The following is a 12,887-nucleotide window of genomic DNA, read 5'->3' on the forward strand; positions in this document are numbered from 1 at the left end:
CCCAAGGCTTCGTCCTTCGCGTGGTTCGCGCCCCACTCCGGACCATGCCATGTTTGATCGTCTGTTCGACAACGCCGTGGATAGGCACGGCCAGCGCATTTCACTTGCCGTTCGCAATGGACATTTCGTCGAGGTGGCGCCGTCCTGTCATGCGTCGCTGGCACGCGAACGGATTGATCTGGAAGGCCGGCTTGTGCTGCCCGGCTTTGTCGACGGCCATATCCATCTCGACAAGAGCTTCGTCGGCGACCAGTGGAAGCCGCACGTACCCGTGACGTCGCTGCGCGAACGGCTGGCCATCGAGAAGACCCAGCTTGCCTCGGCACGCCCGATGACGGAACGCGCGGATGCGCTAATTGCCCAGGCGGCCGCGTTCGGTACCACGGCGATGCGCTGCCATGTCGATGTCGATGCCACCACGGGCCTCTCGCACCTGCATGCGGTACTGGAAGCGCGCAAGCGCTGGCAAGGCATCGTCGATATCGAACTGGTGGCGTTCCCGCAGGCCGGCATCATCACCTGCCCCGGCACGGCGGACGTGCTGAACGAGGCCATGTCCGCCGGTGCGCAGGTGATCGGCGGCATTGACCCGACCACGCTGGATGGCGATGCGAAGGCGCACCTTGACGTGGTGTTCGGCATCGCCGAGCGCCATGGCGCGAAGGTCGACATTCATCTGCATGAGCCCGGCGAACAAGGCATCGCCCAACTGATGGCCATTGCTGAGCGCACGCGTGCGCTGGATCTGGGCGGTCGCGTGGCCGTGAGTCATGCCTATGCACTGGGCGAAGTGCCGCTTGCAATGGTGGATCGTGCCGCTGCCACGCTGGCCGAGGCAGGCGTGGCCATCATGACCAACGCGCCCGGCGACCACCCCTTCCCGCCGGTCATGCGGCTTCGCGCTGCGGGTGTCCATGTCTTCGCGGGCAACGACAACATCCGCGACGCGTGGTGGCCTTACGGCAACGGCGACCTGCTGCAGCGGGCCATGCTGATCGGCTACCGCTCGGGCTTCTATACCGACGACGCACTGCGCGTGGCACTCGACATGGTGACGCACGCGAGCGCACAGGTGATCGGCAAACAGGACTACGGCCTGGCGCCCGGCAGCGAGGCCACGTTCGTGGTGCTGGACGAACCCAACGGCGCGGCGGCGGTTGCCGGCGTGCCGGGTGAACGTATCGTGGTGCGTCGAGGTGAGTGGCCTAGCCGCGATAGCGTTCCAGCATCCGCCCGAGTTCGCCCGCCAGCTCTTTGACCACCGGATCGGCCGTGGGTCGATGCAGCAGGGCGATGTCCATCGTTTCGATGGCCGGAAGCCCCTGCCTGCGCGTCAGCACGACATGCTCGCTGGTGACGGCGCGCGCAGGAATCAGGCTCACGCCGAGGCCACCGGCCACGGCGGACTGCACCCCGAACAGGCTTGAACTGGTGAAACTGATGCGCCAGCTTCTGCCCTGCCCCTCCACCGCCTTGACCATCTCCTCGCGATAGAGGCCGCGCGGCGGGAAGGCCACCAGCGGCAGCGGATCCTGGCTCACGGCCGGGTTCTTCGCGCTGTCGATCCACACCAGCTTCTCGCGCCAGCGCGCCACCGCTTCGCGTGCATGTCGACGCTGCTTGACGATGACCAGGTCGAGCTCGCCGTGATCGTAGCCGTGGGCGAGATCCCGGCTCAGCCCGGTGGTCACTTCCAGCTTTACGTCCGGATGCTTGCGGTTGAACGCGGCGAGCAGCTGCGGCGTCCGCCCGACCACGAAATCCTCCGGCACGCCCAGACGCACAGTCACAGCCACGGCCGTGCCGGCCAGTGCGTCGAGCATCCCGTCGTTGAGCGACAGCATGCGTCGCGCATAGGCCAGCAGTTTCTCGCCCTGGTCGGTGGGGCGCACGTCGCGATTGCCGCGCACCAGCAGCTGATGACCAGCCTTCTCTTCCAGGCGACGGATCTTCTGGCTCACCGTCGACTGAGTGGAATGAAGGCGTGCGGACGCGGTGGTGAAGCTGCCGCAGTCGGCCACCGTAACGATGGCGCGCAACAGGTCCAGGTCAAACAGCGCCCTATTTGGGTTTGCACTGGTAGCCATTTGAATATTTGGCTTCTAAATGACAAAGCCGACTTCTAACATCGATCGACGCACCGGGCAACGCCCGCTTTCCCGCCACGAGGAACACCACGCGTGAAGAAGCTTCTTTCGGTCGCCATCGCTTCGGCGGTGGCCCTGGCCTCCCCGGCCTTTGCGGCGTCGTCAGTCGGCGACGTGATCATCCGCCATGCCAACGTGGTTGACGTAGAACACGCGACCGCCATCCAGGACCAGGCCGTGGTGCTGCGCGGCAACGACATCGTCGCCGTCGGCCCCGACAAGGACATCGCCAAAGCGTGGAAGGCAACCCAGACCGTGGATGGCGATCATCGCTACCTGATTCCCGGCCTGTGGGACATGCATGTGCACTTCGGCGGCGGCCCCGAGCTGATCGACGAGAACAAGGCTCTACTGCCGCTGTATATCGCGCACGGCATTACCACCATCCGCGATTGCTCGGGCGACCTGCCCGACCAGGTGCTGGCGTGGCGCGGGGAGATTGCCGACGGCACGTTGTTCGGGCCGCAGCTCTTCACCTCGGGCGCGAAGATCGAAGGCATTCATCCGGTGTGGAAAGGCACCATCGAAGTCGGCAGCAAGGCCGATGTCGATGCCGCGTTCGTGAAGCTGAAGAAGGACAAGGTCGACTTCGTCAAGATCACCGACAGCACGCTGGATCCGCAGTTGTTCCTTTATGCGGTGTCTGAAGCGCACAGCTTCGGTATCCGCTCCTCGGGCCACATCCCAATGGCGTTGACGGTGGAACAGGCGGTCGATGCCGGCATCAGCTCGATCGAACACATCGACTACGCCTACAAGGCCGGCGTGAAGGACGAAGCCGCCATCACCGCGGATTACGCCGCCGGACGCATCACGCGCGCCGAAGCCAACAAGCGCCTGGACGCCGGCTTCGACAAGGCGACGGCGATGAAGGCCTACCAGCTGTTCAAGGACAAAAACGTATTCGTCACGCCGACGCTCAACGGCGGCCGCGTACTGGATTTCCTGGACGTGGACAACCACGCCAACGATCCCTACCTCGCCTATATCGGCCCGAAGCTGCGCAAGACCTACGACTGGCGCATCGAGCGCGCCGCCAAGGCCACGCCGGAACAGATCGCCGCGCGCCACGCGCACTACGAAAAGCTGGCTGCGGTGCTGCCGATGCTGCAGCAGGCGGGCGTCACCATCATGGCGGGCACGGATGCCGGCTTCCTCAACTCCTTCGACTACCCGGGCATCGGCCTGCATGAAGAACTGGGCCTGTTCGTGAAGAACGGCCTGACTCCGGCACAGGCCTTGTCGTCGGCCACCCGTGCGGGCCCGGCGTGGTTCGGCAAGCTGGATCGCTACGGCGCCATCACCACCGGCCACGCCGCCGACCTGGTGCTGCTCAAGCGCGATCCGCTGAAGGACATCGACGCCACGCGCGACATCGACACCGTGATCCTGCGCGGCCACGTATACGACCGCCACGCGCTGGACGGCATGCTCGAACAGACCCGCGCCCAGGTATCGGCCTGGAACCGGCAGGCGGCGAAATAAGCCACTGCCGTGCGGGCAGGCCTGCCCGGCAGCACCCCAACGTTGATTCGAAGGCCGGCGCCATGCCGGCCTTTCTTCACGCGGCGCAGCATGACGCCCGACACAATAGCCGCCAGGAACGCCAGACACCGGGACTCCACGCCCGGCGCTGCACACGGTTTGCGGCCTTGGGGTAACCATCGGCCGCCATCCGGCGAAGTCAGGACATCCACCTGTCATTCCAGGAGTGCCGCATGACCGATCCGTCTCCACCGCCGCCGTCACGCCAACCCTGGAGGTGGGCCGTGATTGGCCTTGCCGTCGCGGGGCTCGCCTTTGCATTCGCCTGGGTGGCGGGATGGATCACGCCGCAGCGCCTGACCTCGCACCGCATCGTGGATGCGCTGCAGGGCAACACCGTCCACCCGGGTTTTCGACGCAACCACGCCAAGGGCGTCTGCGTCGCCGGTTACTTTGAAAGCAATGGCGCCGGAGCCGCCTATTCCACGGCGAGCATCTTCGCGGCGGGACGCACGCCGTTCGTCGGTCGCTTCGCCCTGCCCGGCGGCAACCCCTATGCGCCGGACAGCAGTGTTCCCATCCGCAGCTTTGCCTTGCGCTTTTCGCTGCCGAATGGCGAACAGTGGCGTACTGGCATGAACAGCATGCCGGTGTTTCCGGTGGGCACACCCCAGGCGTTCTACGATCAGGTGGTGGCGACCAGCCCCGACCCGGCCACCGGCAAACCCGATCCGAAACGCGTCGGCGCGTTTTTCGCCGCCCACCCCGAAGCAGGCCCTTTCCTCGCGTGGGTAAAGACGGCCAAACCGTCGGCGAGCTACGTCACCGAAACCTATGAATCGATCAACGCGTTCTACTTCATCGACCCTACCGGCAAGCGCCACCCGGTCCGTTGGAAGGTGACACCGGAAGCGACTGACGATGCAGGCACCAGCCCGCAGGCCGGCGATCCGGATTACCTCGCGCGCGACCTGCAGCAACGGCTGGCACAGGGGCCGCAGCGCTGGCACCTGCGCGTGACGCTGGCGTCGCCCGGCGACCCCACCAATGACGCCACCAAGATGTGGCCGGCGGAGCGGCACGTCATCGACGTGGGCACGCTGGTGGTGGAAAGCGAACAACCGCAGGACAGCGGCCCGTGCCGCGACGTGAACTACGACCCGACCATCCTGCCCGCGGGCATCCAGATCTCCGACGATCCATTGCTGCCGGCAAGATCCTCCGCGTATGCGGATTCGTATCTGCGCCGCACCAGCGAGGAGGCGCACATTCCCGGCGCTGCGCACGTCAAGACGCCTTCGGAGCAGCCGCAATGAGCACACCCCATGCATTCCATCCACTGGCGCGCCTGCTGCACTGGCTGATGGCCGTGCTCATCCTCGCCATGCTATTCATCGGCGTGGGCATGGTCTCAACCGTGTCCGGCAAACATACGTGGCTGCTGGCCATCCACAAGCCGCTGGGCGCGACCATCTTCATCCTCGCGCTGATCCGCCTTGGCGTGCGCCTGCGGTTTCCCCCGCCGCCGCTGCCCGCCGACATGCCCCTGCTGATGCAGTTCGTGGCGAAGGCCTCACATTGGGTGCTTTACGGCTTGATGCTCTCCCTGCCGCTGGTTGGCTGGGCGATGTTGTCGGCTGGCGGTTATCCGATCTCGCTGGGCGGTTCCCTGCACCTCCCGCCGTTGCTGGCAGCAAATGGCGAGACGTTCGCCTGGCTGCGTGAAGCACACCGCTATCTGGCCTATCTGCTGTTCGTCACCGTGCTGGGCCACATGGGCGCTGCGCTTTTCCATGGCCTTATCCGCCGCGACGATGTGCTGCCCAGCATGACGTTTCCGTCGATGGCCCACCATGAAGCGGTGACTGTCGAGGCACCCGCAACGCAAGCGCCCCCACAGGCATAGCCACCGGCCACACGCCGGCATCGCGGTGCCATGGCACTTGCGATGCCGGCTGTCAATAGTATGATTGGCGTCATACCAGTTGAGCGGAGCCGCCATGCGGTACGACGCCGAACACAAACAGAAAACCCGCAGCAAGGTGCTGGAAGTGGCCGCCAAGGCCATTCGCCAGGACGGCCCCGACCGCATCGGCGTGGCCAGCGTGATGGCCGAGGCCGGTCTTACCCACGGCGGTTTCTACGCCCACTTCAAGTCCAAGGACGAACTGGTGGCCGCCGCGATCGGACAGTTGTTCGAGGAGTCGCGCGCACGGCTGCAGCGTGAAACCGAAGGCCGCGAGCCTGCGCAGGGTTTGGCCGCCTATATCGATTTCTATCTTTCGACGACACATCGCGACACCCGTGGCGCCGGCTGCCCGATGGCGGCGCTGGCTTCCGACCTGCCGCGGCTGCCCGAGGCCACGCGCCTGCTTTTCGCCGAAGGCGCGCGCCGGCTCACCGAGGCACTGGCGGAAAAGATGACGGCCATGGGCTATCCCGATCCGCAGTCACTGGCACGCTCTACGGTGTCGGAGCTGGTTGGCGCCCTTTCGCTGGCTCGCGTGGAAACCGACCCGCAGCGATCCGACGCCATCCTCGCTGACTCCCGCCATCGGCTCAAACAGCGACTGGGGCTGGAAGCGGCGGCGTAGGCATGATCTTCACGATCGGCCAGGGCGCAATCCGAAAACAACGGCATGAAACGTTGGACCTGTCAGCTCCCCTCGGCGCACCAAGCGTTGCCCATGGGCCGCAGGTTCGCTTTCGACCCATGGCTGACATGGGAAGTACGGCACGCCATCCGTAGCCCGGATGAAGCGCAGCGGGAATCCGGGATCGCCGCGCCCACGCAGACATGACATGCACCGGATGGGTGGATCCCGGATTCCGCCGCTGGCTCCATCCGGGCTACATTCGACTCAAGGCGAACCTTTCAGAATCAGGTCGGGGCTGCAAGTCCACATCAGGGAGAAGAAGTGGTAGGACTAACCGTCAGTCGCCGCTATGCCCGCATGATCGCGCTTGCATCTGTTGCAGCATTCGGCTCGTTTCACTCACTGCCCATGCGCGCTCACTCGCCGGACCTGATTCTTCGAACGATTTCGGAGAACCGCGTGACCCCGCCCGCCCGGGGATACTGGGACCTGCCAAGTTATGGCATGGCTTTTGATGTCAAGCCGTCATCCGTGGATGTCTATGATCACGCGGGTGGTCTGTGCTGGCGCGACACCGAGTATTCCGGGATGCAAGCGGCTACTGAACTTATTCCCTTCTTCACGACGAGCGCATCCGGTTCGCTGACATCCTTTGCTTCGTCCCCGGACGGAACGCGATATCAGCCCCATCGGATGGCCGGGATGCCCATCGCGTGCACCGGGACAATGGATCGAACGAATCCCGAGTACATCTTTGACGCGGTATCCGCGTCACTCACCGAGTTCTACCCGTTTGCGCGGGAACACCATGTCAACTGGTCAGAGCGCGCGACCCGCCTAAGGCCTCGCATCCTCCAGGCCAGAACCGAGCAAGACCTGCTCGCCGTTCTTTCTGCGCTGTTCCAGAACGTGGAAGATCCTCATACCAGCATTTCGGGACAGATCAACGGAAAACCCTTCCGGCTGCGCAGCTTTCGCGGTGACGACTTTCGAGCGCTCAACCAGAAGTTCTCCCTCCAACGTCAATACAACAATTTCCTGAGTTGGGTGATCGACAGCTGGATGCCTGGCGAACGAAGGCAGGCGGCCGCAACGCTCCTGCCAGGCACGCATCGCCAGGCACTTGGAAGCGCGCTCGTATGGGGAAAGTTGACGGGAAACGTCGGGTACCTGGCCATCAACGAGATGACAGGTCTCGGTGCCGATACGGATATCGAGGGCGAACGTACTCGCCTGCGCCCGGCGCTGGATCTTGCCCTGACCGACCTGAAAGACACGAGCGCACTGGTTCTCGACATCTCGCACAACCTGGGCGGCGATGACGAGGTGTCGGCGGACATTGCCGCCCGTTTTGCCGACAAGGTTCGGCCGGCCTATAGCAAGCAAGCCTTCCATGGCGGCCAGGTGCAGCGATTCGACATCGTTCCCCATGACGGCGTTTGTTATCGAAAGCCGGTCTACATGCTCACCAGCGAACTCACCGCCAGCGCAGCCGAAGTCTTCGCCTTGAGGATGCGCCAGCTCCCGAATGTGATTCAGGTCGGCGAGCCCACTCAGGGGATCTTCTCCGATGCCACTGAAAAGGGCCTCCCCAACGGTTGGATCCTGTCCATGTCCACGGAGATCTACCGTGGGCCCGGGGGGCAAACCTATGAAGGGCTCGGGCTTCCCCCTCGGATCCACTTTCAGGTCATTGGCTTGAAGCCCTCGACAGGCGATTATGGAGATGCCATCCGCAAGGCCGGTGCTCTTGCAGCAGGTGAGTACGGGGCGGGCCCTGCAGGCAGGTAAGGGATTTGTCCGCGCAGGCGCGGTACGGGATGTCCGCCTTCGGCCCAGGCTGGACGCATGGCAGAAGGGTGGTGTCCGGCCGCACGAGGTCCAAGGCAATCCTGTACCACGAGCCGTTATTCGGCCAGCAAGAGCGTCAAGAGAAATTCCAGGTTCTCTGAGGAAATCCTTCCACCGTACTGGAGTGCCCAATGCGATCTTCGACTTCTATCAGGCGTGATTTCGCCCTGGAGCTATGGGTCGGATTGAAGATTATTTGGCCTGTCCTGTCAGCACTGCTGCTGTTCGTCGCCATCGTTGGGCTTGTCATCGCACACCTGGAGGGGTGGTCCGCCGGCGATGGCCTCTACTTCTCTTTTGTTACGGGGTTGACCATCGGATATGGCGACATGGTGCCCAAGCGCGCTTTGTCCCGGCTGCTTGCGATCGCCATCGGATCCGTTGGCGTCGTGCTGACCGGGTTGATCGTTTCAGTTGGCGTGGCGGCGTTCCAAAGGGCAAGGAACAAAGATGACCCCTGATAGGGGCATTGAATGGCTGGCGCATGATGGGCATGTCTCCGGTCGACTTTCCCAGGGCGACTGAGGGCGTGCCGCAGGAGAAAGTCGGCTTCAACCGCTGCCACCCCGCCTGCTGTTTTGCCCGCGCCAGACATGTTCACCGCCTGTGCGCCCTCCAATAGCTGGCGACGAGGATGTCCTTCATGCCCTGCGGCCAACGGAATCAGTGATAAGTAAATCTACTTATTGCAGGTGATGCACAGCGCAGAGTTCGCGCCTGGACGAATGCGTGCCGCAAGGAAGGCGCCAAACACGCCGTTCCTTTCTCGCAGAAAACACATGGGCTGGCTGAACATCACGACGCCGCGTCGTCCGGGGAGCGTCGGCAGGGGCCACCAGACACACAGGCTTGTCGCTCGCGCATCTCTCACTGCCATCAGCAAGGAGATCATCGATGCTGTCTACGCCGATTTCCGAGAAAGCCCTGTCCCGCGGCATGCTCGACGTCCTGATACGGGCTGGCCTTATCGCGATTCTCACGCTGTTCTGCTTTCGCATTTTCTATCCATTCGGAAGCTTGATGGTGTGGTCGCTGATACTCGCGATCACGCTTTATCCGTTGCACCTCCGGCTGCGAAAAAAACTTGGCAACAAGGATGGACTGACGGCCACGGTCATCGTGCTTATCGCGCTGATCATCATCGCCGTGCCCACCTACCTGCTGGGCCTGGCGCTGGTGGAATCGGTGGAGCATGGCGTTGACATGGTGCACAGCGGCAGCATGCACATTCCGCCGCCGTCCGATTCGGTAGCCAACTGGCCACTGGTGGGCGGCAAGGTCTATGCGTTCTGGTCGCAGGCCTCCACCGATCTGACCGGCCTGCTGCAGAAGTTCACGCCGCAATTGAAGGGTTTGGGTGCAGACCTGCTTGGCGTCGCCACCGGCGTGGGCATGGGGCTGATGATCTTCATCTTTGCCCTGATCATTTCCGGAATCTTCATGGCCTACGGCGAAGAATCCAAGCAAAGCGCCATCCAGATTGCCTCGCGCATCTTTGGCCAGGAAACGGCTCCGAAAATCACCGACCTGTGCTCCGCGACGATACGCGCGGTGGCGCAGGGCGTCGTCGGCATCGCCTTCATCCAGATGCTGCTGGTCGGCGTCGCCTTCGTGCTCAAGGGCGTTCCCGGTGCAGGCCTGCTGGCACTGGCGGTGCTGCTGCTGGGCATCATGCAGCTGCCGGCCACGTTGATCACCGTGCCGGTGATCATCTTCGTGTTCGCCAAGGAGGGCTTCACCGCAGGCACGATCGTGTTCGCCGTCTACGTGTTCATCGCGGGCCTTGCAGACAACGTACTCAAGCCCTTGCTGCTGGGACGCGGAGTCGATGTGCCGATGCCGGTGGTGTTGATTGGCGCGCTCGGCGGCATGGTGACGGGAGGCGTCATCGGCCTGTTCATCGGTCCGGTGGTGCTCGCCGTGGGCTATCAACTGTTCTGGCGCTGGGTGGAGGACCAACCACAGGCCGTCGAACCACCTGCCCCGCTTGAGAAGCCCTGACCTTGGCGGATGACCCGCGAGTCGAACCTCGCGGGTTCAGGCCTTCTGCTGCCCTGAGGCACCCGTGCAGGCCTGCCCTGAACTTGCACTACCTCGCCCGCCGTTCAACGCGTTCGGGCACGCATGGCACGGGTACGTGCCGCGCGCGTCGCACCGGCCACCCGTGACGATGCGCGCGTCCTTGCCGCCTTCTTCGCCGCCGCCTTGCGCTCGGCCGGCCCTTTCGTGCGGGCAGCCTTGCGGGCAGATTCCGAGCGTTCGGCCGGCGTGCGTTCCGCGGCACTCACTTTTGCGTGGCGAGACAGCGCTGACGACGATGCCGCAGCAGTGCCTTCGCGCTTCAGTGCCGCCGTGGTGGCGCGACTGCGCTTGGCCGTCGTGGCCTTGCTCGCCGAGGTTTTCTTCGCCACCGGCTTCTTGCGGATGCTTTTGCCGCTCTGCGCCTTGGCCGGCACGTCGATGCCGGCACGCCGGGCTTCGGAAAGCCCGATGGCGATGGCCTGCCTGGTCGAGCGCGCGCCGTGCTTGCCTTCCCGGATGTGCTCGATTTCCTCGCGCACGAACTCGCCGGCCTGCGTACTGGCCGACTTGCCTTCGCGTTTGTCCTTGCGGGCGCGTGCCACGGCTCGTTCTGTAGGCATCTCGCTGCTCCGTTGGAGTGAAGGGTCATGCTGCCGTGACCGGCGTGAACGCGGCCACAAATAAACCTCAAGCCTTCGGGTGGGCATTCATGCTCGTGGCACGGCGTGTGCGACACCCCACCTTGCCTCGCCCGCCTTTACCGGCGCGTTAGGCCAGCGCGCTGTCCTCGGCGGCATCTTCCGCCGCCACGAATCCGCCGGTCTGGCGCTTCCACAACCGGGCGTACAAGCCGTCCCGCGCAATCAGCTCCGCATGCGTGCCGGTTTCCACGATCTGTCCCTTGTCCATCACCACCAGGCGGTCCATGCGCGCAATGGTGGAAAGGCGATGCGCAATGGCAATCACCGTTTTGCCGCGCATCAGCACTTCCAGGCTGTCCTGGATGGCCGCCTCGGCGTCCGAGTCCAGCGCGGAGGTGGCTTCGTCCAGGATCAGGATAGGCGCGTCCTTCAGCAGCACGCGTGCAATGGCAATGCGCTGCCGCTGGCCGCCGCTGAGCTTCACGCCGCGCTCGCCGACGTGGGCGTCATAACCCACGCGCCCTTCCCCATCCACCAGCTGCGGGATGAATTCTTCGGCGCGCGCCTTGCGCACGGCCTCGATCACCTGCGCCTCGCTGGCGTCCGGGCGGCCATACAGCAGGTTGTCCCGGATGGAGCGGTGCAGCAGCGAGGTATCCTGAGTCACCACGCCAATCTGCGCGCGCAGGCTTTCCTGCGCCACCGACGCAATGTCCTGGCCGTCGATGGCAATGCGCCCGCCTTCCAGGTCGTACAGCCGCAGCAGCACGTTCACCAGCGTCGACTTGCCTGCGCCGGAGGGGCCGACCAGGCCGATCTTCTCGCCGCCACGCACGTCCAGGTCGAGGCCGGAGATGACCCCGCCCTGCTTGCCGTAATGGAAGTGGATGTCCTCGAAGCGCACGCCACCCTCGGTGACTTCCAGCGGCATGGCGCCTTCGCGGTCCTGTACGGTACGCGGCCTGGCGATGGTCTCGATGCCGTCCTGCACGGTACCGACGTTTTCGAAGATGCCGTTGATCACCCACATGATCCAGCCCGACATATTGTTGATTCTGATCACGAGACCCGTGCTCAGCGCGATGGCGCCCACCGTGACCTTGCCCTGGCTCCACAGCCACAGCGCCAGCGCCGAGGTGCCGACAATCAGGAAACCGTTGAGCGTGGTGATGGTGGCGTCCATCGCCGTGGTCAGGCGCGTCATGGCACGCATGCGCTTGATCTGCTCGCCCATGGCATCGGCCACGTAGGCCTCTTCGCGCTGCGTATGCGCGAACAGCTTGAGCGTGAGGATGTTGCTGTAGCCATCCACGATGCGGCCCATCAGGCGCGAGCGTGCCTCGGACTGGCGCCACGAACGCTCCTTGGTGCGCGGCACGAAGTAACGCAGGGTGGCCACGTAAGCCACCAGCCACACGATCAGCGGCACGGCCAGCCAGTAGTCCGCCCGGGCGAACATCACGATGGCGCTGCCGGTGTAGATCGCCACGTACCAGATGGCATCCACGATCTGCACCGCCGATTCGCGCAGCGCGCCGGAGGTCTGCATGATGCGGTTGGCGATGCGGCCGGCGTAATCGTTCTGGAAGAAACCCAGGCTCTGGCGGATCACATAGCGATGGTTCTGCCAGCGGATACGGTTGGTGAGATTGGGCACGATGGCCTGGTTCACCAACAGATCGTGCAGGCCGATCAGCACCGGGCGGGCGATCAGCGCCACAAAGCCCATCCACAGCAGTTCGTTGCCGTGCAGGCGGAAGAAATCCGCCACGGGCGCGCCTTTGGCCAGATCCACGATGCGCCCGATGAAGCCGAACAGCGACACCTCCACCAGCGCCACGCCAAAGCCCACCACCAGCGCAGCGGCGAACACCGGCCACACCTGGCGCAGGTAGAACACATAGAACCGCCACACCGTGGACGGCGGCATGCCGTCGACGGGCTCCTTGAACGCGTCGATCAGCGATTCGAACCAGCGGAACAGCATGGGGTCGTCCTTGGGGAGAAACCGGCGGGGAACGTTTTCTGGGTGAAGGCTAGTCGAAGGTGTTTCAAGGTTCTGTGGCGGAGAGATCGCAGCCTGGGCGAGTGATGGCGTCGCGCTGACCAGGCTGAAGGGGCTGGATTCCGGCCTGCGCCGGCAT

Annotated in this window: 11 protein-coding genes; 8 read left to right on the top strand and 3 right to left on the bottom strand. The window is 64.2% G+C overall.

Going from position 1 to position 12,887, the window contains the following annotated elements; translation table 11 throughout:
• Nucleotides 1–49 precede the first annotated feature (49 nt).
• Complete coding sequence (locus tag H8F01_RS01355) at nt 50–1,258, top strand: amidohydrolase family protein (RefSeq protein ID WP_187057313.1); 1,209 nt, start codon at nt 50–52, stop codon at nt 1,256–1,258.
• Here H8F01_RS01355 and H8F01_RS01360 read toward each other — a convergent pair.
• On the bottom strand, nt 1,206–2,087 hold the full coding sequence (locus H8F01_RS01360) for a LysR family transcriptional regulator (RefSeq protein WP_187057314.1): 882 nt from the start codon (nt 2,085–2,087) through the stop codon (nt 1,206–1,208). The two genes, H8F01_RS01355 and H8F01_RS01360, sit on opposite strands and share 53 nt — an antisense overlap.
• A 93-nt stretch (nt 2,088–2,180) precedes the next feature.
• On the opposite strand from H8F01_RS01360, the gene H8F01_RS01365 reads away from it, so the two are divergent.
• The 7 genes from H8F01_RS01365 to H8F01_RS01395 all read left to right on the top strand — a co-directional run bounded on the left by H8F01_RS01365 (nt 2,181) and on the right by H8F01_RS01395 (nt 10,081).
• Nucleotides 2,181–3,632 carry an amidohydrolase family protein gene (locus tag H8F01_RS01365; protein WP_187057315.1) on the top strand — a complete coding sequence of 484 codons (1,452 nt, stop codon included), beginning with the start codon at nt 2,181–2,183 and terminating at the stop codon, nt 3,630–3,632.
• 233 nt (nt 3,633–3,865) lie between these two features.
• Entirely contained in the window at nt 3,866–4,948 is a 1,083-nt protein-coding gene (locus tag H8F01_RS01370; protein WP_187057316.1) for a catalase family peroxidase, read from the top strand.
• Entirely contained in the window at nt 4,945–5,538 is a 594-nt protein-coding gene (locus H8F01_RS01375) for a cytochrome b (RefSeq protein WP_238481103.1), read from the top strand. Before H8F01_RS01370 ends, H8F01_RS01375 begins: the two co-directional genes overlap by 4 nt.
• Nucleotides 5,539–5,632: 94 nt before the next feature.
• A complete protein-coding gene (locus H8F01_RS01380) occupies nt 5,633–6,226 on the top strand; it encodes a TetR/AcrR family transcriptional regulator (protein WP_187057317.1) in 594 nt (197 codons plus the stop codon).
• A gap of 360 nt (nt 6,227–6,586) precedes the next feature.
• Nucleotides 6,587–8,020 (top strand): S41 family peptidase, encoded by a 1,434-nt coding sequence (locus H8F01_RS01385; protein ID WP_187057318.1) that lies wholly within the window; start codon nt 6,587–6,589, stop codon nt 8,018–8,020.
• 191 nt (nt 8,021–8,211) lie between these two features.
• Nucleotides 8,212–8,541: a potassium channel family protein gene (locus tag H8F01_RS01390; protein WP_187057319.1), complete on the top strand. Its 330-nt coding sequence runs from the start codon at nt 8,212–8,214 to the stop codon at nt 8,539–8,541.
• 433 nt (nt 8,542–8,974) lie between these two features.
• Nucleotides 8,975–10,081, top strand: coding sequence for an AI-2E family transporter (locus tag H8F01_RS01395; protein WP_187057320.1), 1,107 nt, complete (start codon nt 8,975–8,977; stop codon nt 10,079–10,081).
• A gap of 104 nt (nt 10,082–10,185) precedes the next feature.
• Here H8F01_RS01395 and H8F01_RS01400 read toward each other — a convergent pair whose 3' ends face one another.
• Nucleotides 10,186–10,722 carry a DUF6496 domain-containing protein gene (locus H8F01_RS01400; RefSeq protein ID WP_187057321.1) on the bottom strand — a complete coding sequence of 179 codons (537 nt, stop codon included), beginning with the start codon at nt 10,720–10,722 and terminating at the stop codon, nt 10,186–10,188.
• 148 nt (nt 10,723–10,870) lie between these two features.
• Nucleotides 10,871–12,727, bottom strand: a complete 1,857-nt coding sequence (locus H8F01_RS01405; RefSeq protein WP_187059092.1) for an ABC transporter ATP-binding protein — start codon at nt 12,725–12,727, stop codon at nt 10,871–10,873.
• Nucleotides 12,728–12,887: the final 160 nt, after the last annotated feature.

The sequence above is a fragment of the Dyella telluris genome, from assembly GCF_014297575.1.
GTDB lineage: Bacteria > Pseudomonadota > Gammaproteobacteria > Xanthomonadales > Rhodanobacteraceae > Dyella > Dyella telluris.